Genomic DNA, 24,751 nt, shown 5'->3' on the forward strand with positions numbered 1-24,751 from the left:
AAATCTGTTGCAGACAGGGTCCGATCTATGCAAGGTCCAACTTGTTCTCAGGGCGGGGCGAAATTCCCCACCGGCGGTATGCGGGCGATGATCCGTAAGCCCGCGAGCGGCCCCGCAGTGTCTACGATCCGAAAAGTGGAAACCGGTTTTCGGACAAATTGTAGAAGCACCAAAGGGTGTCAGCAGATCTGGTGAGAAGCCAGAGCCGACGGTTACAGTCCGGATGAAAGAGAACGTGTGAGTAGCGCCGCCCAGCGGCGTGCTTGCCCGTGATCGCCTTGGGTGACGTGTCATACCGTGCTGGCGGTAAAAAGTGAGAATCGATTTTCGCGACCGCCAGCAGGCCACCAAACTGAAAGGAGATCATGATGACACACACCCGCTATGCCTTCATCAAAGCCAACTGGCATTCCGATATCGTCGACCGCGCGTTGGATGGGTTTTTGGAGCTCATTCCCGCCGATCAGGTCGATGTCTTCGATGTCCCCGGCGCGTTCGAAATGCCCCTGCTGGCCCGCGACCTGGCCCAAACCGGCAAATACGCAGCCGTTACCTGTGCCGCTTTTGTCGTCGATGGCGGCATCTACAGGCACGATTTCGTCGCACAGGCCGTCGTCGATGGATTGATGCGCGCTGGAATGGACACGGGTATACCCGTCCTGTCCGTCTCGCTGACGCCGCATCAATATCAGGAGACCGACCACCACAACGCCATCTACCGCGACCATTTCGTTCAGAAAGGGCGCGAAGCGGCTCAGGCCGCGCTGATGATCGCAGACACCCGCGCGAAAGTCGCGCAGGCCGCCTGAGCTTCATCTTTTCCCAAATACTCAAATGCGCCGCCCACCGGGCGGCGTTCACGTCATCAAAGGCCAAATCCGCTTGAGGCCGGGGGCCTTGCCCGCTAATCACAACCCTCAAAGGAGTACACCCCATGTCGATGAACAGCTTTGGACATCTTTTCCGCGTCACCACTTGGGGTGAAAGCCACGGCCCTGCTTTGGGCGCCACGGTCGACGGGTGCCCTCCGGGCGTTGCAATCGACGAAGCCATGATCCAGCACTGGCTGGACAAGCGCAAACCGGGGCAGAACAAGTTCACCACCCAACGGCGCGAACCCGATCAGGTGAAAATCCTCTCGGGCGTGTTTGAGGGCCAGACTACTGGCACACCCGTCCAACTGATGATCGAGAACACCGATCAACGGTCGAAAGACTACGGTGATATCATGGACAAGTTTCGTCCGGGCCACGCCGATATCACTTACTGGCAGAAATACGGGATCCGCGACTATCGCGGTGGCGGGCGCAGTTCGGCGCGGGAAACCGCGTCACGTGTCGCCGCTGGAGGACTGGCACGCGAGGCGATTAAGCAGATTGCGCCCAATGTGCAGATCTCGGGTTACATGACCCAGATCGGACCGCATAAGATTGATCGCGCTAAGTTCGACTGGTCTCAGATCGAACAGAACCCGTTCTGGACGCCCGACGCATCAGCCGCAGAAGATTGGGCCGCGTATCTGGACGACCTGCGTAAGTCCGGCAACTCAGTCGGTGCCGTAGTCGAGGTCGTCGCGCGTGGTGTCCCCGCCGGGATCGGTGCGCCAGTATATGCCAAGTTAGACACTGATCTGGCCGCCTCGATGATGTCCATCAACGCCGTCAAGGGCGTCGAGATTGGCGAAGGCATGGCTGCCGCTGAACTGACAGGCGAAGCCAACGCGGATGAAATCTTCATGGGCCAGAATGGTCCACAATACAGCTCGAACCACTCCGGTGGCATTCTGGGCGGTATCTCGACCGGACAAGACATCGTGGTGCGTTTCGCGGTCAAGCCGACCTCGTCAATCCTGACAACACGAAAGACAATCACGAAATCGGGCGAGGAAACCGAGATCATTACCAAAGGCCGTCATGACCCCTGCGTTGGTATCCGAGCCGTTCCAGTGGGGGAGGCGATGATGGCCTGCGTGATCCTCGACCACCTGCTGCTGCATCGTGGCCAGATCGGAGAGAACCGTGGACGGATCGGCTGATCTGCGCACGCGCCTGCGGGCGGTGGTCGCGCACCGCATGGAAACCGATCCGGCCCATGATCTGGCCCATCTGGATCGTGTTTGGACCAACGCGCAGGCCATCGCGGATAAAAAAACCGATATGTCGGTTTTGCTGGCCGCAAGTTATCTGCATGATCTTGTAAATCTGCCAAAGGACGATCCGGACCGGCATCTGGCCTCTCGCAGATCCGCAGCGATATCAGAGCCTATTTTGGCGGAACTAGGATATAATTCGACCCAGATCCGTGCCATCCAACACGCGATCGAAGCCCATAGCTTCTCGGCCAATATCATCCCAAAAACGGCCGAAGCGCGCATTCTGCGCGATGCAGATCGACTTGACGCCTTGGGTGCCATCGGTATCGCCCGTAACTTTTCCGTCTCCGGTGCTTTGGGGCGCACACTTTATGATCCGGCAGATCCTTTTGCCCAAAACCGGTCTCTGGACGACCTGCATTTCTCACTCGACCATTGGAAGGTCAAGCTGCTGTCCCTGCCCGGTGACATGCTGACCGAGACCGGAAGGCAGATTGCCGAACAACGCACCGAGCGTATGATCCGCTTTCTTAAAGAATTCGCCGAAGAAATCGGCAATTCCCTGCCTCAATCCTGGGTGAATAACTAAACCCAACCGTTGATCTTTGTCCGCCAAAGGCGCAGGTTCGCGCCGATGACAAAACCCTTAACATCGCATCGACCTCTGCTGGCAGTTACGCTGAAACTGGGCGCTCTGTTCCTTTTCACGTCGATGTCCGCCGTGGTCAAAGCGCTATCGGACGAGTTTCCTCCGGGCCAGTTGGTGTTTTTCCGTTCCCTGTTTGCGATTCCTGTCATCATTGTTTGGCTCATCGCGCGTGGAGAGTTGTCCAGAGGCTTTGTGGTCAAGAAACCCATGGGCCATTTCTGGCGCGGTGTTCTGGGAACCGGCGCCATGGGGCTTACTTTCACCGGCCTCAGCTTGCTGCCGTTGCCCGAAGTGACGGCAATTGGTTATGCCACGCCAATCTTCACCCTGATTCTGGCTGCTGTGATGCTGGGAGAACGGATTCGCCTGATCCGCATCGGCGCGGTGGCTCTTGGCCTGTTAGGGGTCCTGATCATGATTTGGCCGCGCCTGGGCAGCACCGAGATGGAGGTCGCCGCCACCGTCGGCGCGCTGTGCGTTTTGGGGGCTACTATCGCTCGGGCTTTTGTTCAGATCCATATCCGGCAATTGGTCAAAGTCGATCATCCTGCAGCAATTGTCTTCTATTTCTCGATGACCGCGACGCTACTGTCGGCGCTGACAGCGTTCTGGGGGTGGTCAATGCCAACGTGGAATCAGGCTCTAATTCTGGTCATGATGGGCCTGATCGGCGGGGTTGCGCAGATTCTGGTCACGTCCTCTTACCGCTTTGGTCAGGCTTCGATGCTGGCACCTTATGACTATGCGACCATGCTGTTTGCGATTGTGATCGGCTATGTCTGGTTTGACGAACTTCCAACGCTTGCAATCCTGATCGGGGCTGCATTGGTAATCGCCGGCAATGTCGTTGTGATCTGGCGTGAACACCAGTTGGGGCTCGAGCGCGGCAAGGCCCGGTCGGTTACGGACCCCAAAGCGTGACTTTACCTTTTGTAATCTTCCCCTAGGTTGGGCCGGACAATCAAAGAGGTTCCCCCATGAGCGACACGCAGGATCACAAGGAAAAGATGCAGAAGGTGCAAGCCAAGCACCGCAAGAAAGTGTCCGAGGCGGTCGACCCCGGTCGCGGTCTGGTTTTGATCAACACCGGCAAGGGCAAAGGCAAATCTTCGGCCGCCTTTGGCGTGGTTATCCGTGCGCTGGGCTGGGGCCAGAAGGTCGCCGTGGTACAATTCATCAAAGGCAAGTGGAAAACAGGCGAGCGCCGCTTCTTTGAGGAACGCGATCTGGTCACATGGCACACGATGGGTGAAGGTTTTACCTGGGATACGCAGGATCGCGAGCGCGACATCGCCGCCGCAAACGCCGCTTTCGACAAGGCGCGCGCCCTGATGTCCAGTGGCGAATACGATCTGGTTGTACTGGATGAGATCAACATCGCCCTTCGCTATGAATACTTGACAGTAGAACAAGTGATCGACGGCCTGAACGCGCGGTCGGACAAGACCAGTGTGTTCCTAACTGGTCGTGATGCCCCACAGGCGCTGCGAGACTATGCTGATCTGGTCACTGAAATGACCGAAGAAAAACACCCGTTCCAGGCGGGGATCAAAGCACAGCGCGGCGTAGACTTTTGATCTGTATCTGACTTAGGCCTTCTGGAGCACGTCAATCAGCCAAAGCGGCTCAGGGTCGTTTCAAGAATCTGTCTAAGCGAGGCACGTGGGGTAAGATCACCAACTTCTGATCTTTCAGGCGGCGTCGCTTCGACATTGTCGCGGCGCGGCTTTTGGCGGTCGACATAGGCGCAATAGTCACTGTCGCAACAGGTGCATCCACACGAAGCCAGTGCGTCATGGCGTGCCATTAATTCATCTAGAGACTCGCGCATTTTAACCTCGTTCTGATCAGACAGAGTCGTTTCCGGAGCGGCGGCAGGCTCTCACCAAGATCATGCTAAGCCTGCAAACCACCCCGAAACTTTGAGCTTGATGGTACATCATCTGGCGCCGCCTGCAACCTGACTGTTTTAGTCGGAATTTTCAAGTCAAAAAACACCCCGAAAATAACTCGGGGTGCTAGACAGGTTCGTACCGGAAATCAGAGCGCGCGATTTTGCGGGTCCAGCGTAACCGACCACAGTTCGGTATCTGCCCGGTCCATCAGGCGAACCGTCATCTGCTCGGTCTCGCCATCGATGTCCACCAGACCAAAGAACTGCAGACCTTCACTGGGCGGCAGGTTTACCCCCTGCCCCTCGGCGGGTGCTTTGACGAATTTGACCTCGGGGCCGAATGTGCCATCCAGCGCGTTTGGACCGAAAGTTCCCGCGTGCAGCGGGCCCGAAACAAACTCCCAAAACGGCTCGAAATCCTGGAATTGAGCTTTGTTAGGGTCATAGTAATGCGCAGCGGTATAATGCACATCCGCCGTGAACCAGACCGTGTTGGTGACGCCAGCCGTTTTGATGAAACGAAGCAGATCAGCGATCTCCAACTCGCGCCCCTTGGCCGGTCCACTATCACCGTTTGAAATCGCCTCTGCTCCGGCCTGTTCTTTCCAATTGTCCCAAACGATCAGCCCAATTGGCATATCCGAGGCAATCACCTTCCAAGTCGCTTGCGAAGACGCCAGCTCTTGCTTGAGCCATGCCAGTTGTTCGATGCCCAGAATGCGGGACTGTTCTGTGATATCATCCTCCATCGACGGTCCGTTCGGACCACGGTAGCTGCGTAGATCAAGGAAGAAGACGTCCAGCATCGGCCCGTACGAGATCTTGCGATACACACGCCCGGGCTCTGCTGGCGTGATGCGCAACGGTGTCATTTCGTGGAAGGCGCGCCCGGCGCGCGATTGCAGAACATGCACCGACTTCTCGGTGTACCGATCATCCGAAATCAGGTCTTTTGCATCAGACCAGTTGTTCACAACCTCATGGTCATCCCACTGGAAGAAGGTCGGGCAAACGGCGTTCATGGCGCGCACATGTTCGTCCATCATATTGTATTTCCACTGAGCGCGGAATTCGTCCAGCGTTTCGGCCACTTTGCGTTTCTCGTCGATCAGGGTCGAGTTCTTCCAGATCAGCTGGCCGTCCTTCTCGACCTCATCCTTCATAGGGCCATCGGCATAGACGGTGTCGCCTGAGTGAATGAAGAAGTCCGGCTTGTGCTGTGCCATGGTTGCGTATGTGCGCATACCTTCATCATCAATACCCCATCCCTGCCCAGCCGTGTCACCGGACCAGGCAAAACGAACGTTGCGGCGTGAAGTCGGTGCGGTGCGGAATTGCCCAATAATAGGCTCTGATACTGTATTGATGTCGCTCAGATCGGCGGCAACGAATCGGTAGAAAATGTCCTGATCTGACGGTAAACCTTCGACCAGGCGCTTGATGGCAAAATCGCTGTTCGGAATGGCATCCATCGGCGCGAGTTTGCGGGCGTCCGCAAAGCTTTCAGTAGTCGAAACTTCCATCATCACGCGAGATGGTCGATCAGTGCGGGTCCAGATCATGCCCGATGTCGTATCGACATCGCCAGATTGAACACCGTGTGTGAACACGGGGCGCGATGCGGCACGGCTGATGGCTGGCATGGCCAGCGATGCAGCAAAGGCGGTACTGCCTGCCAGAAAAGAACGGCGGTTTGGGCGAAAGATCTTGGTCATAGTGGGGCTCTCCTGTCTGATGACCGATTCCTCGATCACGCGATTGGTGCACCAATATGAGCCGCCGGTTTGTAAAACCGGCGGCTCAGTTTCTTGACACTATCATGATGATACCATGACTGGTGTGGAAAACGTCGTCAGGCGGCGACTTCCTGCTCGGGCGCGCTGAGCGAGATAACCAGCACCACAGCCGCACCGTTCAGCCAATAGAATGCAGCATCCAAACCTGAGAAACCCAGAACGCTGGGCGCAAACAGGAAGGTGATCCCGACGATCAAGTCTACGGCCAGATGAAACTTGTAAGGCAGGACACGCCAGATACCCAGATGGTGATCTGTGAGAACTGTGAGAACAAACGCGGCTACGCCAGTGACAACCGAAAGCCACAGAGCCAACGGGTTAGACTGACCCAACCCCAGCAGGAACGGCAACGTCATCAGTGCAATGGCAACCGGGTAATCCAGATAGGCGTGGACAGAGCGGGTAACGAAACGCAGGGACATAAGAGCTTCCTTTTCTCAATCAGTGATGAAAAGAAAGTAGGAAGCCTGACCCGAACGTTGCATTCCTGATCGTTTCAGAAAACATGCAGATCGTTCAGAAAACTCGGCGTATTAATGCGTGGCGCGGTACACCGCCGGTGACAACCCAACCTGTTTCTTGAAAACGCGCGAAAACGCGGCTTCAGAGGCATACCCAACCTCGGCCGCTGCATCCGCCACGTTCCAACGCGCCTCGGTCAGGCCGTGGCAGGCGATCTGCATCCGCCAGTCCGTGAGGTACTGCATCGGTGTTGTCCCCATCTTCTCAGCAAAAAGCTGAGCAAAGGCAGTGCGCGACATACCGGCTTCTCGTGCCAAAGACGCAACGCTCCAATCCTCGGCCGGGGCTTGGTGGAATGCGGTCAGGGCCCGCGAGATGCGCAGATCAGCAAATCCTGCCAACGCGGAATCCTGTGGGCTCTGACGTTCCAGATAGGCCCGGATTGCCTGAGCAAACAGAACTTCGGACAGTTTCAAAGCGATCAGATCCCCGCCAACCCTTGCGCCTGAAACCTCAGAGCCAATCATACGCAGGGTCGATTCCATCCACGACCCGGCCTCTTCGCCATAGTTTTCTAACAGAATATAGGGCGGCAAGCGGTCGATCAGCATGTGCCCTGCGCCCTTTCGTCCGGCTGGGCCAGTGAACGAGAAATGACCGCAGATCAGTTGCGTATCCCGTTCTTCATCATGACCGCCATAAACCAACACACCGTCGCCCGTGTAACCCGCAATCTCCAGCACCTGCTCCAGAGGCAACGCATCCAGCGGCTTGACCTCGGCACATAGCAACGCGTGTGGTGCGCCGTGTGGGATCAATATCAGATCCCCCTGCCTTAGCCGCAGGGTTTCCCCTGTGGTAGAGACGTATACCTTGAGCTCGCCACGCTGCACAAAATGAAACCGGGCCACGTTTTCGAACCCCGGCACCTGAATGCCGAAGGGTGGTGTGAACGATGTGCGGAAGTAAAACGTGCCTCGCAAGGACAGGCGGGTGAGAATATCGCTGAGAAGGTCCAACATGCGCTGAACATACGTGATCCGGGCAATTCGTCCAGATCACCGGACGGATTGCACAATAATTTGCACGTTCTGCAACAAAACCCCCGCCTTGGCGGGGGTAGAACGCTTACGAGCGGACCAGTTTCTCGTAATCTTCCGCGATGTCGCGTGTCAGGTCGCCGACCTCGAATGTGTACTCACCAATCTGCCCAACAGGCGTGACTTCGGCAGCCGTACCGGTCAGCCAGCATTGTTCGAAGTCAGCCATTTCCTCGGGCTTAATGCGGCGTTCGTGCACTGTGATGCCCTTGTCTTTCAGCATCTGGATGACAGTCTGTCGGGTGATGCCATTCAGGAAGCAGTCGGCCAGAGGCGTGTGAACCTCGTCATCTTTGACGAAAAACACGTTCGCGCCGGTGGCCTCGGCCACATATCCGCGCCAATCCATGAACAAAGCGTCCGAGCATCCCTTGGCTTCGGCCTTGTGCTTCGAGATGGTGCAAATCATGTAAAGACCTGCCGCCTTGGCGTGAACCGGGATGGTTTCAGGGCTGGGGCGTTTCCATTCGGCAATGTCCAGCTTTGCGCCCTGCATCTTGGCATCGCCATAGTAAGCCCCCCAAGGCCAGACCGCGACTGCCATGCGCACTGGGTTCTTGGCCGAGGCCACACCCATGTCTTCGCCGGATCCGCGCCAGACCAAGGCACGTATATAAGCGTCTTGCAGACCGCTGGCTTTCAGGACTTCTTCCTTGGCTGCTTCGATTTCATCAATCGAATAGGGCATTGGCATGTCCAGCGCCTCGGCCGAGGCAATCAGGCGCTCGGAATGTTCGCGGCTTTTGAAGATCTTGCCGTTATATGCGCGCTCGCCTTCAAATACGGACGATGCATAGTGCATTGCGTGGGTCAGAATGTGCACAGTGGCGTCGCGCCAGGGCACCAACTTGCCATCCAACCAAATGGTGCCATCACGATCATCATACCCCGCCATGCGAAACCTCCTGAACCGGGTTGAATTTGCGATTGTTGCGCCGATTAAGTCCGATGCGGACATAATATTGCGCAAAAACTGCGAGTCGATACCGCTCTACTCTTGGAATGTCAATAACGCTGACATAAACTAGGCCACGAGTAACGAATGAGGCGTACCATGTCCGACATCCGCCCAGCCCCGCGTTATGGGGGCGAGAGCCTGTTGTTTTTGACCGATGAACAATTACGACAGGGGATCGAGGCCATGTTCTTCGCCTATCGCGGCTTCACCGCGGATCCTGATCGTATCCTCGCGGAATTGGCCTATGGTCGCGCCCACCACCGCGCGATCCACTTCATCAACCGCGCGCCGGGCACTACGGTCAACAACTTGTTAGCTATCCTTGGCGTGACAAAACAGTCTCTAAACAGGGTTTTACGAAGCCTGATCGAAGATGGTCTGGTGGAAAGCCGCGTGGGCACGGTGGACAAACGCGAACGCCACCTATTTCTTACAGAAAAGGGACAGGCGCTGGAAACCACGCTGTCAGATGCTCAGCGCTCAAGAATGCGCGCCGCTTACAAGGATGCCGGCCCCGACGCCGTGACGGGTTTCCGCAAAGTGCTTGAAGCAATGATGGATGCTGATATGCGTCATGCTTATACGAAACTTCGGGATACGACCTCATGAGCGATATGGACGCCCATCTGCTGATTGTTGACGACGACGAGCGCATTCGCGATCTGCTTAAGAAATTCCTGATGCGAAACGGGTTTTTGGTCACCGCAGCGCGGGATGCCGCCCATGCGCGGCGGGTCTTGTCGGGCCTGGATTTCGACATGATTGTCATGGACGTAATGATGCCAGGCGAAGACGGTGTCAGCCTCACAAAATCCCTTCGTGAGACACACAGCACCCCCATCCTTCTATTGACCGCCAAAGGGGAAACCGAACACCGGATTGCGGGGCTTGAGGTCGGGGCGGATGATTATCTGGCGAAACCGTTCGAGCCAAAGGAACTGTTGCTGCGGATCAACGCGATTCTACGCCGGATGCCAGAAACTCCAGCCGAGGAAACGGCGGCAAAGATCCTTTACCTCGGCCCGATCCGCTACGACATTGAGCGGGGCGAAATGTGGCAGGAAGAAGATCCGGTACGGCTGACCGCGACAGAGAGCCAGTTGATGAAGATTTTCTCGGCCCAGCCCGGCGAGCCGATCAGCCGCGCGAAGCTGGTCGAGGATCTGGGGCGCGACAAGGGTCAGGCACAGGAGCGCGCGGTGGACGTTCAGATCACGCGCCTGCGGCGCAAGATCGAACAAGACCCAAAGCAGCCACGCTATTTGCAGACCGTGCGGGGCGCAGGTTATATGCTGGCGCCGGATTGAATGTGCCGCTACGCGGCGTGTTCAGGCCTTCGGCGAGGATATTTTTAGCCCGATGAAGATGGGATTCCAATGACAACTGCCCTTCTGACCCATGCCGATTGTCTGGGCCATATCACTCCTGAGGGCCACCCAGAACGGGTGGCGCGCTTAGAGCATATATTGCACGCCCTGGAGGGGTTGGACCTGAAACGTGTGACGGCTCCGCTGGCGGCTGATGACGATCTGTTGCGGGTGCATCCGGAAGGTTATGTTCGCGATATTCGATCCACACGCCCTTCGGACGGGTTCGCACAGATCGATGGGGATACGTTCATGTCACCGGGCTCGGTCGATGCGGCCTATCGTGCAGCAGGTGCGGTGGTGCGGGCTGTTGATCTGGTGCTGAGTGGCAACGCGTCGAACGCGTTCTGCGCCATTCGCCCACCGGGACACCATGCAGAAACCGAGACAGCCATGGGGTTTTGCCTGTTTGGCAATGCCGCCCTGGCAGCGAAACATGCGCTGGACCATCACGGGCTGAACCGGGTCGCCGTCGTCGATTTCGACGTCCATCACGGTAATGGAACGCAGGATCTGCTGTGGGACGAAGCGCGCGCTCTGGTGATCACCAGCCAACAGATGCCTCTCTGGCCCGGCTCGGGTCGCCGGGACGAGACGGGTGTTCACGACACGGTTTTGAATATCCCCCTGGCACCGGGCAGCAGCGGCACCGAGATGCGCGCAGCGTACGTGTCTCAGGCGTTTCCGCGGTTGCGGGCGTTCAACCCTGACCTGATCATCATTTCCGCCGGATTCGATGCCCATCAGGACGACCCGCTTGCCAATCTGAACTGGTCCACCGGTGACTTTGCGTGGATCACAGCCGAGCTGTGCAAGATTGCCGATGAGGTTTGTGAGGGCCGTATCGTCTCGACTCTGGAAGGCGGGTATGATCTGAACGCATTGGCCGAGGCCACACGCGCCCATGTGGAAGAATTGATGAAGGCAGCACGATGACCGATACCCCAGTTGAGCAGATGACATTCGAGCAGGCCATGAAAGAGCTTGAGGCCGTTGTGGGCCAGCTTGAACGCGGCGATGTGGCGTTGGATCAGTCGATCGCGCTTTATGAGCGCGGAGCGGCCCTGAAGAAACGGTGCGAAGACGAGTTGAAGCGGGCTGAAGAGAAAGTGGCCGCGATCACTCTGGATGCCACAGGGCAACCCACCGGGACCACGCCTGTCGAAGGTCAGTAAATGTTCCCCGAAAGACTGGCGCAGGATGCGGCGCGCATTCAGGATCACTTTGATCTGGTTCTGGGTGCGCTGGACGACATCAACGTAACGCGAGCCATGGCCTATGCCACACAAGGCGGCAAACGGTTGCGCGGGTTTCTGGTGCAGGAAAGCGCGCGTTTGCATGATGTGGATGAGGGCCGCTCGATCTGGCCTGCCACGGGGATCGAAGCGCTGCACGCCTATTCTCTGGTCCATGATGATCTGCCCTGCATGGATGATGACGATCTGCGACGTGGGCGACCCACAGTTCACGTGAAATGGAACGAGGGGATCGGCGTTCTGGCCGGCGACGCGTTGCAGACCCTGGCGTTCGAGTTGTGTACTCGGCCCGAAGTAGGCGATGCTCAAACGCGTGCGGATCTGGCTCTGACGCTGGCTCAGGCCAGCGGAGCACTAGGCATGGTTCTGGGTCAGGCGCTGGACATTGCCGCGGAAACAGCGGCCACGCCTTTGACGCTGGAACAAATCACCCGTTTGCAGGCGGGCAAGACAGGCGCGCTGATCGAATGGTCTGCCTGCGCAGGTGCGCGGTTGGCGCAGGCTGATCCGGCCCCTCTGCGCGACTATGCGCGGGCCCTTGGGCTTGCCTTTCAAATTGCCGATGACATCCTGGACGTCGAGGGTGATGTCGTAAAAGCCGGAAAACGGCTGCAGAAAGACGCAGACGCGGGCAAGGCGACCTTTGTTTCGCTTCTGGGTCTCGAGGCGGCCAAAACCCGCGCGGCAGAGCTGGTTGAAACGGCCTGTGCTGCGTTGGACGGGTACGGTGCGTCAGCAGAAACCTTGAAGGACGCCGCCCGCTTCGTTATTGCCCGGGACAGTTAAGCCAGGAACGCGCCACATGTCTGACCGACCAAATACGCCCTTGCTGGACCTTGTGAACCGCCCCGCGGATCTCAAGCAGTTCTCGGACGCTCAGTTGAATCAGGTGGCGCAAGAATTGCGGGCCGAGACGATCTCGGCCGTGTCCGTCACCGGCGGGCATCTCGGGGCTGGTTTGGGCGTAGTCGAACTGACAACGGCGCTGCACGCTGTGTTCGATACGCCGCGCGACAAGATCATCTGGGACGTCGGTCATCAGTGCTATCCCCACAAGATCCTGACCGAGCGCCGCGACCGTATCCGCACCTTACGGATGAAGGACGGGTTGAGCGGATTTACGAAGCGCAGCGAAAGCCCCTATGACCCCTTTGGCGCGGCACATTCCAGCACCTCGATCAGTGCAGCTCTTGGTTTTGCCGTGGCCCGCGATCTGGGCGGTGTCACACCTGAAGGTCTGGGTGATGCGATTGCCGTGATCGGCGATGGTTCAATGTCCGCAGGCATGGCATTTGAGGCGATGAACAATGCGGGCCATCTGGGTAAGCGACTGATCGTCATTCTGAACGACAATGAGATGAGCATTGCACCACCAGTGGGCGCCTTGTCCAACTATCTGTCCCGTATCTACGCGGAAGAACCGTTCCACGATCTGAAAGCTGCCGCAAAAGGCGCAGTCTCGCTTCTGCCCGAGCCATTCCGCGAAGGTGCCAAACGCGCCAAGGAAATGCTGAAAGGCATGGCCGTCGGCGGTACGTTGTTCGAAGAGCTTGGCTTTTCTTACGTCGGCCCCATCGACGGGCATGATCTGGACCAATTGCTGCCGGTGCTGCGCACCGTCAAGGCGCGGGCGACCGGCCCGATCCTGATCCACGTTCTGACGAAAAAGGGCAAGGGCTATGCTCCTGCCGAGCAAGCCCGCGACAAGGGTCATGCAACGGCAAAGTTCGACGTGGTGACGGGCGAGCAGAAGAAGGCACCGTCCAACGCGCCGTCTTATACGTCAGTCTTTGGCAAGACTTTGGTGGAAGAGGCCGCACGCGATGACAAGATCGTCGCCGTGACCGCCGCCATGCCGGACGGCACCGGACTGAACCTGTTTGCAGAACGCTACCCGTCGCGCTGTTTCGATGTTGCGATTGCCGAGCAGCATGGGGTGACGTTCTCGGCCGCGCTTGCAGCTGGTGGTATGAAACCGTTCTGTACCATGTATTCGACCTTCCTGCAGCGCGGTTACGATCAGGTGGTCCATGATGTGGCGATCCAGCGTTTGCCAGTACGCTTCGCCATTGACCGCGCAGGCTTGGTAGGCGCCGACGGTGCTACCCATGCCGGGTCGTTCGATATTGCGTATTTGGCCAACCTGCCGGGCATGGTCGTCATGGCCGCCGCGGACGAGGCTGAGCTGATGCATATGGTGGCAACAGCCGTTGCATATGATAAAGGCCCCATCGCCTTCCGTTATCCGCGCGGCGAAGGCGTTGGTGTGGACCTTCCCGAACGCGGAGACGTGATTGAGATCGGCAAGGGCCGCATGATCCAGAAGGGCGCGCGCGTGGCATTGCTGTCTTTCGGAACGCGGTTGGCCGAGGTGCAGAAAGCCGCAGAATCCCTCGCGGGCAAAGGCATCACCCCAACCATCGCCGATGCCCGCTTTGCCAAGCCGCTGGACCGCGCGTTGATCCTGGATCTGGCCGCCAACCACGAAGCGCTGATCACCATTGAAGAAGGTGCAATCGGCGGCTTTGGCAGCCATGTCGCGCAGCTTTTGGCGGATGAAGGCGTTTTTGATCAAGGGTTGAAGTACCGTTCGATGGTCTTGCCCGACACCTTCATCGATCAGGCCAGCCCAGCGGACATGTATGCAGTGGCCGGTATGAATTCCGAGCAAATCGAAGCTAAGGTTCTGGACGTTCTGGGCGTGGCATCCATCGGAGAAAAGCGCGCCTGAGCAGAACCAAATTGCCTCAAGCCTTTCTTACCGCAACGAGAACCAGGACTCTTTGGGTTGCTGCCGTTGGAAGAAATTTGGGTTGGCACACCCTTTCAAAATCGTTGACGAACCGAACCGCATTCGTACACGCTCTATAAAGTGTACTGGTCACAAATTGACCAACAAAAGAATTAGAAAACCGATACGAAATTTCATTCATTGATGGGATAGCCAATGGGTCAAAGACATTTTTCTACTGCCATTGTGATGTTGGCGGTTTTTTCATTAACTGCCGCCTGTGACGACGGACCAAGTAAAGAGAAATCAGTTACAAAGGTAAGCTATTCAGGTACTTTCAATACCATCAGTGGCAAGCTGTCTGACGGGAGCGATTTTGACGGCGTCGCCTGGTGGCTTCCGGGCGCCTACAGAGGCAATTTTTGCCTTCAGACTTCAAACGCCGTGTGTTCCGGGAAGTTTTCTGCCAGAGCGTCTCGTGTCATCTCGGGTGAGTTCGAATGTTCCGATATGACCACCGGATCCTACCGAACGGAACGCATCGAAGAAGGCGCCTTTCTGGAACCTGTTCAGGCAACGGGCGTATTGTCCGACGGTCGGACCAGCACCGCAGTTTTTGCACCCCGCCAAGACGGGTCAGGCGAGACTCTCTGCTTCCAATGACGCGAAAGCCAAGGGCATTCCTGGCCGCGTTATTTGTTAAAATGCGATAGGCCAATTTGCTAAGACAACTGGTGCCGCTGAAGGGACTCGAACCCCCGACCCCATCATTACGAATGACGTGCTCTACCAGCTGAGCTACAGCGGCACCGAAATCACCCGCAACTGGTGATAACGGGTGCGATGGCTCGTTTAAACCGTCAGTATGGGGCCTGCAAGCCCACTTGCACGCGTTTTTATGTTGGTATGCACTGACCGTCGCCATCTGTTCAGATCGCGACCGATCCAGCGAAAGGCAATCCCGGACTGTGAAATTTTTGTAACGGTTCCGAAGTCGAATTGACTCAGCTTCATTATTTCAATATTTGATGAAATATGATAAAAGAGATTACCGATCAACTGGCCATCCTTGGCCACCCGCAACGCATCACCGTGTTTCGCATGTTAATGCGACGGTTTCCTGACACTGTTCCCGCAGGCGAACTGGCGGCAGAGCTGGGTGTCAAACCCAGCACCATGTCGAACTATCTGAATGCGTTGCAAAGGTCAGGGCTGGTCAAGCAGGAGCGATCCGGGACGTCTCTGCTCTATTCGATTGAAATGAAGAACGTGCAGCAAATGCTCGATTTCCTGATTGTGGACTGCTGCCGTGGCCGACCTGATCTTTGCATGCCTTCAACCAAGGGAAGTGACACCATGACTGACCGGAAGTTCAATGTGCTGTTCATCTGTGTTGGCAATTCCGCCCGCTCGATCTTTGCTGAATCCCTGCTGCGGGACATCGGCGGTGATCGGTTCAACGTCTATTCCGCCGGAACGCGGCCATTTTCCGAACTGAACCCGTTTGCCGTCCAGGTTCTGCAAGACAAGGGGCATGACACCTCGGTGCTGCGGTCGAAGAATGTATCCGAGTTTTCGGGACCGGACGCGCCTTATCTGGATTTTGTTTTTACGGTCTGCAATCAGGCCGCCAACGAAGAATGCCCGGCGTGGGACGGCCAACCGATCAGTGGACACTGGGGGATGGTTGATCCGGTCAAAACGGACGGCACCGACGCCGAGAAGAGCCTGGCCTTCCAAAACGCTTACGGCGGGCTGAAGCGTCGGATTCAAGCCTTCACATCTTTGCCGGTCGAAAGTCTTGACCGGATCGCACTGCAATCGGCCGTCGACGAAATCGGGCGGGCGCCACTCGAGGACACGAAATGACGACTTATGCACTGAACGGCCTTGGCCGGGTGGGAAAATTGGCCCTGAAGCCTTTGCTGGAACAGGGTGCAAATATTGCCTGGATCAACGATGCCGTCGGTGATCCAGAGATGCACGCGCATCTGCTGGAGTTCGATACAGTGCATGGGCGCTGGGACGCAGAGTTCGGCCATGATGCTGACAGCGTCACAGTAAATGGAACCCGCCTGCCCTTCATAGGTACAAAAGACCTGACCGCACTGCCGCTGGACGGTGTCGACGTGGTGATCGACTGCACCGGCGTATTCAAGACCGAGGCCAAGCTGGCTCCGTACTTTGATGCTGGGGTTAAGAAGGTTGTTGTCTCAGCCCCGGTCAAAGACGGCCCGACGGCCAATATCGTCATGGGTGTGAATGACAGCACCTATGATCCAGCGACCCATAAGATCGTGACAGCAGCGTCCTGCACCACCAACTGTCTGGCGCCTGTCGTCAAAGTGATCCACGAAAATCTGGGCATCCGCCACGGGTCGATGACCACGATTCACGACGTGACCAACACGCAAACGATCGTTGACCGGCCTGCAAAAGACTTGCGGCGCGCGCGATCAGCACTGAATTCTCTGATCCCGACCACCACCGGCTCGGCCACCGCCATCACGCTGATCTATCCGGAACTCAAGGGACGCTTGAACGGTCATGCGGTACGGGTGCCGCTGTTGAACGCCTCATTGACCGATTGCGTGTTCGAAGTGGAGCGCGAAACCACGGTTGAAGAGGTCAACGCCTTCTTCAAAGCCGCCGCCGAGGGTGAGTTGAAGGGCATTCTGGGCTATGAAACCCGCCCCTTGGTTTCGACTGACTATACCAATGACGAACGCTCCTCGATTGTCGATGCACCGTCGACCATGGTTGTGAACGGGACGCAGGTGAAAATCTACGCGTGGTACGATAACGAGATGGGCTATGCGCATCGACTGGTGGATGTCGCATTGATGGTAGGGTCATCGCTGTGACACAGCGGCCCGAAGGACTGTCGGCCTATATCGCGGTTACGGCGGCCTATTGGGCTTTCATGCTGACCGACGGTGCACTCAGGATGTTGGTGCTGCTGCACTTTCACACCATGGGCTTCTCTCCGGTTCAGCTGGCATATCTGTTTGTACTTTATGAGATCGCCGGGATTGTCACCAATCTGTCCGCAGGCTGGATAGCAGCGCGGTTCGGATTGACCTCGACCCTTTATGCGGGGCTGGGGTTGCAGGTGGTGGCGCTGCTCGCGATGACGCAGCTTGACGCGAACTGGACCGTCGCAGCTTCGGTCACCTTTGTGATGATGGTGCAAGGAGCCAGCGGAGTGGCCAAGGATCTGGCCAAGATGTCTTCGAAATCGTCGGTCAAGCTGTTGGCTCCGACCGAAGGCGGCGGTTTATTTCGCTGGGTTGCGGTCCTGACGGGATCGAAAAACGCGGTCAAAGGGCTGGGATTCCTGTTGGGGGCGGCCATGCTGGCAACGCTGGGCTTCATGACGGCAATCCTAGTCATGGCAGCCGTTCTGGCGTTGATCCTGTTCGCAGTTATCCTGTTCATGCCGGCGGGCCTGCCGAAGGGACGCAAAGGCGCAAAATTTTCCGAGGTTTTTTCGAAATCCGCCAATGTGAACTGGTTGTCTGCGGCGCGCGTCTTTCTGTTCGGCGCACGAGATGTCTGGTTTGTGGTTGGCATCCCAGTCTATTTTTACGCGGTCCTGTCAGACGGCACAGAAGAAGGCAATCGGGCCGCGTTCTTCATGATCGGGACATTTATGGCGGTATGGGTCATCCTCTACGGCGCAGTGCAAGCCAGCGCGCCGAAGATATTGCGTGCAAGAGACCGAACCGAAAGTGATCTAATCCGTGCCGCGCGCAGCTGGGCGGCCATCCTATTCTGTGTTCCCGCGGCTCTAACATTGGTTGTTTCGCTGTCAGATAGCCCAGAGACTTGGCTCACCATAACGCTTGTAGTTGGCCTGTTGATCTTCGGTGGCATCTTCGCAGTCAACTCATCACTGCATTCTTATCTGATTCTGGCCTTCACTCGGTCTGAGCGCGTGACGATGGATGTTGGCTTTTACTACATGGCGAATGCGGCGGGTCGGTTGGTTGGAACCGTACTGTCCGGCCTGACTTATCAGGTCGGGGGGTTACCCATGGTTCTCGGTACCGCAACCGTTATGGTTGCCCTTGCCGCGCTGACGTCCGGCAAACTCACAGATCAAACTTACAAGGCGCTTTCATGAGCATTTTCGAACGATATCTCACGATCTGGGTTGCGCTTGCCATGATCGGTGGCGTCCTGATCGGACAAGCCGCGCCGGGCTTGGTGCAACTGGTCGCAGGGGCCGAAGTCGCCAGCGTCAACCTGGTTGTCGCCGTGCTGATCTGGGCGATGGTCTACCCGATGATGGTCAACGTCGATTTCGGCGCAGTCGCCGGGGTTGCCCGCCAGCCACGCGGTTTGATTGTGACACTGGTGGTGAACTGGCTGGTCAAGCCCTTCACCATGGCTCTGCTGGCCGTTCTGTTCTTTGATTATGTCTTCGCGCCCTGGATCGCGCCTGAAGACGCTGCCCAATACACGGCTGGTCTGATCTTGTTGGGGGCCGCACCCTGCACCGCCATGGTGTTCGTCTGGTCACAACTCACCAAGGGCGACGCAACCTACACGCTGGTTCAGGTCTCGGTCAATGATCTGATCATGGTCGTGGCCTTTGCCCCGATCGTAGCCTTTTTGCTTGGCGTCACCGATATTGAGGTTCCATGGCAGACGCTGGTTCTGGCTACGGTTCTTTATGTCGTACTGCCGCTGATTGCCGGACTGATGACCCGGCGTGTTTTAGGCTCTAAACAGTCAATTGAATCCTTCTCGGCCCGGGTGAAGCCATGGTCTGTAATAGGGTTGATCGCGACAGTGGTTATCTTGTTCGGCCTGCAGGGTCAGACGATTTTGGCCAGACCGATGGTCATCGTGCTGATCGCCGTGCCCATTCTGATCCAAAGCTACAGTATTTTTGCCGTCGCCTACGGCGCCGCTTACGTGCTGAGAGTCCCCCATCGGATCGCAGCCCCCTGTGCCATGATCGGGACGTCGAACTTCTTCGAACTGGCTGTGGCCGTTGCGATCAGCTTGTTCGGTCTGAACTCCGGAGCAGCGTTGGCGACCGTTGTGGGGGTTCTGGTCGAAGTACCAGTGATGTTGTCCCTTGTTGCTTTTGCCAACCGCACACGCGCGCGTTTTCCAGAACCAGTAACAAGGTAAACTTGGCGACCCCGGCAGGATTCGAACCTGCAACCTGCCCCTTAGGAGGGAACCGTTCATAGCGCTATTCCTTCTTTGATTTCTTGCTCTTGGGTGTTTGTACAGTGTCCGGTTGTACGTGGTTTGTACGAAAGCGGGCCCTGACATCTGCCTCATCCGTCTCCGCATGGGCGTAAATGCGCATGGGCAAATTGGGGTCAGACCAGCGCCCAGCTTTGGCCGCTGTGACCGGATCGACTCCTTGGCGCACGACCAATTCAGTGAAGAATCCGTGCCTTCCGGCTGGGTGCGCTGACAGGTACGGGATGCCCGCGCTTTTGCAGATCGTTTTCCAGCGCGTGTTGTAGCCTGTGGAGCTTCCGTAACCAAAGACACGGGGCTTCATGAACTTGCCGGTCTTGCGGTTCTTGGGACGCTTGGGCGGCAAAGCCAGGAGTTCGTCCATCATCTGAGGCGACACCGTGATCCAGCTTTCTGGGTGGCCCTTTTGCGCCTTTACCCTGACCTTGTTCTCGGCGGGTCGCAGATCATCAGGCTCAATCGAAACAGCCTGGTCGATCCGTGCCGCCGTCTCGAACATGAACCGGACCAAGGCGGCGTTGTACGGATCGGCGGCCCGACAGAAGGCCTCGATCCATTCCTTGTCAGCAGGCGTACGTTCAACACGACTCAGCTTTCCTCGCCGCTTGTCCTGGGCGATTCGCTCGAACTTGTCGTAAGGCTTCACCCTGATCAGCGGTGTCCCCTCTAATTCGTGTGCGTTGTTGATCACGGCACTCGCTGGCGTCACGATCTCGCGCCACCAAGTGTCCGTCGACGCCTTCGGCTTCAGCTTCGGCCCCAGCCCCTTCAAGAGCGCCCCAGAAATCGCACCCAAAGGCATGTCACCGATCTCTTGAACAATCGGGATGAGTTGCTTGGCGGTCTTCGGGGATGCGTTGTAGATCATGATTGCATCCGAAAACGTCTTGCTCGGCTCGTCGCCCACCACATGGCGACGTATCTGCAACTCAGTTTCGCGGTTTATCCAGTCCCGTGCGCCCGCTTCTGTAGATGCCTTAGTGCTTCGCCGGTATGGGCCTGCGATTGGCCTGCCGTTGTACTCGACCCAGCCCTTTGCCCAGTAGACGCGGCCCCTTTTGTAGATGTGGAGCGGCATGACTGGCCTCCTTCAAATATCGTGTCGATCTGCGCTGGCGTGATCAGCATCGTCCGCCCTAGACGGTAGAATGCGCCCGTGTCATTCGCCCTCTCACGCAAAGTGCGCTCGGAGATATCAATCCCCATGCCAGCCATGACCTCGACCCATTGCGCCGGTGTTTTACCAAGTCCCAGGATTTGCGAGCTGTCTGAGTTGTCGGTCTCTGCCATTTCAGTCGTCCTTGTCCGCTAGGGTTGAACTCAGGGATACGCATAGAATCGCTTGTTTAGTACCTTCTGACGTGTTCAGATGGGTTCAGTCGGGAATATGCGTCATTTTGTGCGATGTTTATACAAAATTGCGCTGCCGTCAATTGGGAAGTCTGAATGGCACATGAAGATGCTGATTTGTTTGCAGAGATTGGTGCACGCCTAGCCATCTCACGTAGCGAAATCGGCGTTTCGCAGGCCGCGATGGCGGAGGCGATTGGCGTCTCGCATCGGGCCTATCACAGCTACGAAAAAGGCAAACGCGGCATCCCTGTCGAAGCATTGGTCAAGATGCACAGCCGATATGAGGTTGACGTTTCCTGGTTGCTGCTCGGTACGAATTCAATCCGCGCCGGTCATGACTTCGAAGCACTGAAAAGGATCGAGACCTCGCTCGATCAGTACCTGGTAGGCGCTGGCATTGGCATCAAAAGTGAGAAGCGCGGGGCTATCGTTGCGCGCTGGTATGAGTCCCATGTCAAGGGGCGGGAAGTAACGGATGATGACGTTCACACTTGGGTCGAATTCGTAAGGGAATAGTCACGTGAAGAAACCAAGCAAAAACTGGCTGATGTTAAAGCGCGCAACGTTAGAACGCGTCCAGCGTGCCGCCATCGACCCGCTGCAACCCCTCTACACTTCGTTTGCCATTCTGAGTGCCATTTATCTGGGTGGGGTAGGCCGTTTTACCTTCTTCTCCGTGCGTGACGGCGATTACTCTTGGTTTGATGCTGCGCAGGTTGTTTCGACGGCCTTGTCTGGATTACTGCTGCCAGTACTTGCGGGGTCAGTCGTCATTTTGTGTTTCGTTTCGAAGAGGATCGAGCAACTTCTCCGCGAGTGTGACCGCCCCTAATTTCACTAGTTTGTCCATTGAACCGCATCGCCTCCGCCAGTCTTCATTTCTTGGGCGGAAGATGGTCGGATTTGGTGGTCGGCCCTGTTGCACGATAGTTTTGGGCTCGTCCCGCTCCCTTTTAGTAAGGAAAGGTTAAACCGCTCGTGGTCGATTTCGTTTCACAAGAAAAACGCAGCAAAATCATGCGAGGAGTAAAGAGCGTCGACACAAAGCCCGAAATGCTTGTGCGGCGCGCCTTGCACCGGCTGGGCTACCGTTTTCGCCTACACAGGAAAGACCTTCCCGGAAGGCCAGACATTGTTTTACCGCGACATAATCTGGTTGTGTTTGTGCATGGATGCTTCTGGCATCAGCACACGGGCTGCAAGGATGGCCGCATACCTAGTAGCAACACGGAGTTTTGGGTGCGAAAGTTCTCAGCGAACCAAGCGCGGGACGCTAAGCACATTGCGGCGCTTAAGGAACTTGGCTGGCGAGTAGAGGTGATTTGGGAGTGTCAGGCTCGCGAACCGGATAGCCTAAGCGCACGGCTTACCGAATTGTTTGCGCGCAATGATTGAATGTGATTCAATGCCTTGATCCTGGGTAGTTTCCCCAGGATTTTGGCTCCGAGAATTTGGATCCTCATGGTCGGCAATGGAGGCCAAGGAATTGGTGCAAAGGAAGTACATCGATCTTTTCGCAGGTTGTGGTGGGCTGTCATTGGGCCTCGAAAAGGCCGGGTTTGATCTCGCCCTCGCGGTAGAGAAATCCGATATGGCTGCTGAGACTTTCTTCCACAATTTTGTGGAGCGGATTTCGAACCCGGAAGATTGGAAACAGTTCTCAGCGTCCTTCACATCAGTTCACGAACAAGCCGCGAAAAAGCTGGTGGTCAAGGAACTCGCGGAAGTCTTGAAAAATAGGCCTCTACTTGAATCCCTGAGGTCCCAAGATATTGATCTCATAGCCGGTGGGCCTCCGTGCCAAGGCTTTTCTCTAGCAGGCAGACGCAACCCCGAGGACATTCGAAACCAACTTCCATGGCAATTCCTTGAGCTAGTGGAGTCCGTTGAACCAAAGGCTGTCTTGATCGAAAACGTATCGGGAATGAGCCAGGATTTCCGCAAACATGGAAGATCGTCCCCTTTCAATGATTTGCGCATCGCTTTAACCGAAACCGGCCCAGGTTACATCGTCCAACCCATGCACCTCAATGCGATGCATTTTGGTGTCCCGCAACATCGCCCGAGAGTTTTCATGGTGGGGGTTCGCGCCGATATTGCCAGACGGCTATCCCTGAGTGTTTCACAGGATACTTGGCGTTCTGAGTATGACCATACTCCAAGCTCCCGCTTTTCCCACCGTCCGTCGCTTGCCCCAACGGCCACCCATTTTGGCGACGCCATCCTGACTGTTTCCACGGCCATTTCAGATTTGGGTAGGCGCGGCTACAACCGTAAGAGGAGCGTGTCAGACTTCGCTCACGAGATGCGAAGTGACACAAGATGGGGTGTTTGCGAATACGAAAACGGTTCGCTCAATAGAAGCCTAGAAAACCATGTATTGAGGCGTCATGCGCCTCATATCGAAGCACGGTTCCGGGTGTATCAGTTTTTTCGAGATCAAGGGGTTCACCCACGGGTCATTGCTGTCCCCAAATCTGAAGAGCTTACGGACGACGGCAAGCGTATCTCGATAATGGCGGCACTCGAACACGCCAGGTTCCCAGCCAAGGCGCCGGACGGCACTGAAATCGCCCAGGACATCTTGGAATTGACTGATCTCGTCATGGGACTTGGCACCAAGAAGCATAGCCAACGCCCCTTGAAGTGGGATGCGCCCAGCCCAACAGTAGTTAGCTTGCCGGATGATTATGTTCACCCGCAAGAGCCCCGCACATTGACAGTTCGCGAACTTGCTCGGTTTCAATCTTTTCCTGACGCTTTTGAGTTCAGGGCTAAGGAAACAACCGGAAGCATGCGACGAAGGTTTGAGGTTCCCCAATATACGCAGGTGGGGAATGCGGTGCCACCAAAGCTGGCCGAAGCTGTTGGGCGTCACATACGGACAATCCTTTCTTTTGCCTAGTAAGGCAGGAAGTGCGCGGGACTGCCAGGTACACGCCAGCTGGCATCCAGCTTCCAGCCAAGCCGCAACTACCAATTTGCCGAACCCGGTCGTGGACGTGGCCTCATGTAGTGACACGGGCGATATCATGATCCAACCGGATCAGTGAACCGCGAAACTGACCGTTCTGGTAAGTGGGTAAGGCGCTTAAGCTTCAATTACAGGTCAGGTGAGCATTTACAGTCGCAGAAGGTCGAAACTTGGCGTGGTCGGGAACAGCGTTTCGACGTTTCTCGGCTGGATCTTGAACAGTGGCCCCTTTTCTACCGTACGGCCTCCGACAGCGCTGATGAGATGATCTACAGTTATGGTTCCCATCTCAAGCAAACGAGGTAGTTCCTTGGCACGCGGACGACCGGTAAATGTCACGTACCTAAAGTGGAAATACTCTTCGCCGTCACGCTTGCTAGGGATTGCAACAATCCAGGCTGAGGCAGGTTGGGTCTTGTCCAACCGCTCCTCAAGTTCGGCTAGTTGCCATGCCACGACGTCGCTCGTCCTTCCCTCGACCGACCTGTGCCTCTCAACCAGAAGCCCTCGCTCCCAGTCTACGGCCAGGTACAGCCCTTGGCCGTTGGGCTGCTTTGCGCTGACGGTGCAATTCAGGCGGCGTTCGTCTCCCGAACCATATCCGAAGGCGTCAAGCAACTCCCGAGAGCTCTTCAGCGCGCTGACTTTCCAATCCGGGACTTTTGCGAACAAGTTAACGCGATTAATATCCTTGGCTTTGCTTCCTCTTCTCGCTGTCAAAACAATGCCTTTGAACTGGGCTTTTTTTGATGAAGTCATTGGGATGCCAAGGTGGGCAAGAAGGGTTTTCCCGACCGCAGTGTCTCCGCGCCCGATGGCCGGTAGTGGTCCCTGATGGGACAGTTCTTTCAAGACGCTCAAAAGCTCTTCTGAGTGTTCGGGGAGGCCATCAG

The 24,751-nt window shown here is 56.6% G+C and carries 27 protein-coding genes, 1 tRNA gene and 1 riboswitch; of the genes, 19 read left to right on the forward strand and 9 right to left on the reverse strand.

The window, feature by feature from the left end; all coding sequences use genetic code 11:
• Window positions 1-39: 39 nt before the first annotated feature.
• Window positions 40-239, forward strand: a riboswitch (FMN riboswitch).
• Window positions 240-368: 129 nt separating this feature from the next.
• From ALB80_RS13035 to cobO, 5 genes are all read left to right on the forward strand, one after another.
• A complete protein-coding gene (locus ALB80_RS13035; protein WP_050604688.1) occupies window positions 369-809 on the forward strand; it encodes a 6,7-dimethyl-8-ribityllumazine synthase in 441 nt (146 codons plus the stop codon).
• 125 nt (window positions 810-934) lie between these two features.
• Window positions 935-2,035: a chorismate synthase gene (aroC, locus tag ALB80_RS13040; protein ID WP_050604520.1), complete on the forward strand. Its 1,101-nt coding sequence runs from the start codon at window positions 935-937 to the stop codon at window positions 2,033-2,035.
• The gene (locus tag ALB80_RS13045; RefSeq protein ID WP_050604521.1) at window positions 2,019-2,681 is read left to right on the forward strand and encodes an HD domain-containing protein; all 663 of its coding nucleotides are present in this window, start codon (window positions 2,019-2,021) and stop codon (window positions 2,679-2,681) included. The genes aroC and ALB80_RS13045 overlap by 17 nt, the downstream gene beginning before the upstream one ends.
• A gap of 45 nt (window positions 2,682-2,726) precedes the next feature.
• The gene (locus tag ALB80_RS13050) at window positions 2,727-3,662 is read left to right on the forward strand and encodes a DMT family transporter (protein WP_050604522.1); all 936 of its coding nucleotides are present in this window, start codon (window positions 2,727-2,729) and stop codon (window positions 3,660-3,662) included.
• A 56-nt stretch (window positions 3,663-3,718) separates the two neighbouring features.
• Window positions 3,719-4,318, forward strand: a complete 600-nt coding sequence (cobO, locus tag ALB80_RS13055) for a cob(I)yrinic acid a,c-diamide adenosyltransferase (RefSeq protein ID WP_050604523.1) — start codon at window positions 3,719-3,721, stop codon at window positions 4,316-4,318.
• Window positions 4,319-4,353: 35 nt separating this feature from the next.
• On the opposite strand, the gene ALB80_RS13060 is transcribed toward cobO, so the two are convergent.
• From ALB80_RS13060 to ALB80_RS13080, 5 genes are all read right to left on the reverse strand, one after another.
• Window positions 4,354-4,572 (reverse strand): hypothetical protein, encoded by a 219-nt coding sequence (locus tag ALB80_RS13060; protein WP_157054211.1) that lies wholly within the window; start codon window positions 4,570-4,572, stop codon window positions 4,354-4,356.
• Window positions 4,573-4,781: 209 nt separating this feature from the next.
• A complete protein-coding gene (locus ALB80_RS13065) occupies window positions 4,782-6,350 on the reverse strand; it encodes an alkaline phosphatase (RefSeq protein ID WP_050604525.1) in 1,569 nt (522 codons plus the stop codon).
• A gap of 137 nt (window positions 6,351-6,487) precedes the next feature.
• Complete coding sequence (locus ALB80_RS13070) at window positions 6,488-6,853, reverse strand: hypothetical protein (protein ID WP_050604526.1); 366 nt, start codon at window positions 6,851-6,853, stop codon at window positions 6,488-6,490.
• A 111-nt stretch (window positions 6,854-6,964) separates the two neighbouring features.
• Window positions 6,965-7,915, reverse strand: coding sequence for an AraC family transcriptional regulator (locus tag ALB80_RS13075; RefSeq protein WP_050604527.1), 951 nt, complete (start codon window positions 7,913-7,915; stop codon window positions 6,965-6,967).
• 106 nt (window positions 7,916-8,021) lie between these two features.
• The gene (locus ALB80_RS13080; protein WP_050604528.1) at window positions 8,022-8,888 is read right to left on the reverse strand and encodes a branched-chain amino acid aminotransferase; all 867 of its coding nucleotides are present in this window, start codon (window positions 8,886-8,888) and stop codon (window positions 8,022-8,024) included.
• Window positions 8,889-9,047: 159 nt separating this feature from the next.
• Here ALB80_RS13080 and ALB80_RS13085 point away from each other — a divergent pair, with 159 nt between their 5' ends.
• The 6 genes from ALB80_RS13085 to dxs all read left to right on the forward strand — a co-directional run bounded on the left by ALB80_RS13085 (window position 9,048) and on the right by dxs (window position 14,305).
• Window positions 9,048-9,560 carry a MarR family winged helix-turn-helix transcriptional regulator gene (locus ALB80_RS13085; RefSeq protein WP_050604529.1) on the forward strand — a complete coding sequence of 171 codons (513 nt, stop codon included), beginning with the start codon at window positions 9,048-9,050 and terminating at the stop codon, window positions 9,558-9,560.
• Window positions 9,557-10,258 (forward strand): response regulator, encoded by a 702-nt coding sequence (locus ALB80_RS13090; protein WP_050604530.1) that lies wholly within the window; start codon window positions 9,557-9,559, stop codon window positions 10,256-10,258. The genes ALB80_RS13085 and ALB80_RS13090 overlap by 4 nt, the downstream gene beginning before the upstream one ends.
• Before the next feature lie 69 nt (window positions 10,259-10,327).
• Window positions 10,328-11,254, forward strand: a complete 927-nt coding sequence (locus ALB80_RS13095; protein ID WP_050604531.1) for a histone deacetylase family protein — start codon at window positions 10,328-10,330, stop codon at window positions 11,252-11,254.
• Window positions 11,251-11,493, forward strand: a complete 243-nt coding sequence (locus ALB80_RS13100) for an exodeoxyribonuclease VII small subunit (RefSeq protein WP_050604532.1) — start codon at window positions 11,251-11,253, stop codon at window positions 11,491-11,493. Before ALB80_RS13095 ends, ALB80_RS13100 begins: the two co-directional genes overlap by 4 nt.
• The gene (locus ALB80_RS13105) at window positions 11,494-12,360 is read left to right on the forward strand and encodes a polyprenyl synthetase family protein (RefSeq protein ID WP_050604533.1); all 867 of its coding nucleotides are present in this window, start codon (window positions 11,494-11,496) and stop codon (window positions 12,358-12,360) included.
• Window positions 12,361-12,376: 16 nt separating this feature from the next.
• A complete protein-coding gene (dxs, locus tag ALB80_RS13110; RefSeq protein ID WP_050604534.1) occupies window positions 12,377-14,305 on the forward strand; it encodes a 1-deoxy-D-xylulose-5-phosphate synthase in 1,929 nt (642 codons plus the stop codon).
• A gap of 732 nt (window positions 14,306-15,037) precedes the next feature.
• On the opposite strand, the gene ALB80_RS13120 is transcribed toward dxs, so the two are convergent.
• Window positions 15,038-15,113: transfer RNA gene (locus ALB80_RS13120), tRNA-Thr, on the reverse strand.
• A gap of 227 nt (window positions 15,114-15,340) precedes the next feature.
• Between ALB80_RS13120 and ALB80_RS13125 the strand changes: the two genes are divergently transcribed.
• The 4 genes from ALB80_RS13125 to arsB are packed head-to-tail and all read left to right on the forward strand — an operon-like array spanning window position 15,341 to window position 19,450.
• Complete coding sequence (locus ALB80_RS13125; RefSeq protein WP_050604536.1) at window positions 15,341-16,174, forward strand: MarR family transcriptional regulator; 834 nt, start codon at window positions 15,341-15,343, stop codon at window positions 16,172-16,174.
• The gene (locus tag ALB80_RS13130) at window positions 16,171-17,169 is read left to right on the forward strand and encodes an ArsJ-associated glyceraldehyde-3-phosphate dehydrogenase (RefSeq protein WP_050604537.1); all 999 of its coding nucleotides are present in this window, start codon (window positions 16,171-16,173) and stop codon (window positions 17,167-17,169) included. The genes ALB80_RS13125 and ALB80_RS13130 overlap by 4 nt, the downstream gene beginning before the upstream one ends.
• Window positions 17,166-18,431 carry an organoarsenical effux MFS transporter ArsJ gene (gene arsJ, locus ALB80_RS13135; protein WP_050604538.1) on the forward strand — a complete coding sequence of 422 codons (1,266 nt, stop codon included), beginning with the start codon at window positions 17,166-17,168 and terminating at the stop codon, window positions 18,429-18,431. The genes ALB80_RS13130 and arsJ overlap by 4 nt, the downstream gene beginning before the upstream one ends.
• Window positions 18,428-19,450 (forward strand): ACR3 family arsenite efflux transporter, encoded by a 1,023-nt coding sequence (gene arsB, locus ALB80_RS13140; protein ID WP_050604539.1) that lies wholly within the window; start codon window positions 18,428-18,430, stop codon window positions 19,448-19,450. Before arsJ ends, arsB begins: the two co-directional genes overlap by 4 nt.
• A 64-nt stretch (window positions 19,451-19,514) precedes the next feature.
• Here arsB and ALB80_RS13145 read toward each other — a convergent pair whose 3' ends face one another.
• Together ALB80_RS13145 and ALB80_RS22690 are read right to left on the reverse strand one after the other, a co-directional pair.
• On the reverse strand, window positions 19,515-20,399 hold the full coding sequence (locus tag ALB80_RS13145; RefSeq protein WP_253276879.1) for a tyrosine-type recombinase/integrase: 885 nt from the start codon (window positions 20,397-20,399) through the stop codon (window positions 19,515-19,517).
• Window positions 20,400-20,473: 74 nt separating this feature from the next.
• Window positions 20,474-20,821, reverse strand: a complete 348-nt coding sequence (locus tag ALB80_RS22690; protein ID WP_253276880.1) for a hypothetical protein — start codon at window positions 20,819-20,821, stop codon at window positions 20,474-20,476.
• Window positions 20,822-20,977: 156 nt separating this feature from the next.
• Here ALB80_RS22690 and ALB80_RS13150 point away from each other — a divergent pair, with 156 nt between their 5' ends.
• From ALB80_RS13150 to ALB80_RS13165, 4 genes are all read left to right on the forward strand, one after another.
• Entirely contained in the window at window positions 20,978-21,400 is a 423-nt protein-coding gene (locus ALB80_RS13150; protein ID WP_050604541.1) for a helix-turn-helix domain-containing protein, read from the forward strand.
• 4 nt (window positions 21,401-21,404) lie between these two features.
• Window positions 21,405-21,716 (forward strand): hypothetical protein, encoded by a 312-nt coding sequence (locus ALB80_RS13155; RefSeq protein ID WP_157054212.1) that lies wholly within the window; start codon window positions 21,405-21,407, stop codon window positions 21,714-21,716.
• Between the two features lie 146 nt (window positions 21,717-21,862).
• A complete protein-coding gene (locus tag ALB80_RS13160; RefSeq protein WP_050604543.1) occupies window positions 21,863-22,279 on the forward strand; it encodes a DNA mismatch endonuclease Vsr in 417 nt (138 codons plus the stop codon).
• Window positions 22,280-22,355: 76 nt separating this feature from the next.
• A complete protein-coding gene (locus tag ALB80_RS13165) occupies window positions 22,356-23,789 on the forward strand; it encodes a DNA cytosine methyltransferase (RefSeq protein ID WP_050604544.1) in 1,434 nt (477 codons plus the stop codon).
• Window positions 23,790-24,005: 216 nt separating this feature from the next.
• Here ALB80_RS13165 and ALB80_RS13170 read toward each other — a convergent pair whose 3' ends face one another.
• Window positions 24,006-24,719: an MvaI/BcnI family restriction endonuclease gene (locus ALB80_RS13170; protein ID WP_172677891.1), complete on the reverse strand. Its 714-nt coding sequence runs from the start codon at window positions 24,717-24,719 to the stop codon at window positions 24,006-24,008.
• Between the last annotated feature and the right edge of the window lie 32 nt (window positions 24,720-24,751).

Source organism: Ruegeria sp. 6PALISEP08 (assembly GCF_001238295.1).
Classification (GTDB): Bacteria; Pseudomonadota; Alphaproteobacteria; order Rhodobacterales; family Rhodobacteraceae; genus Ruegeria.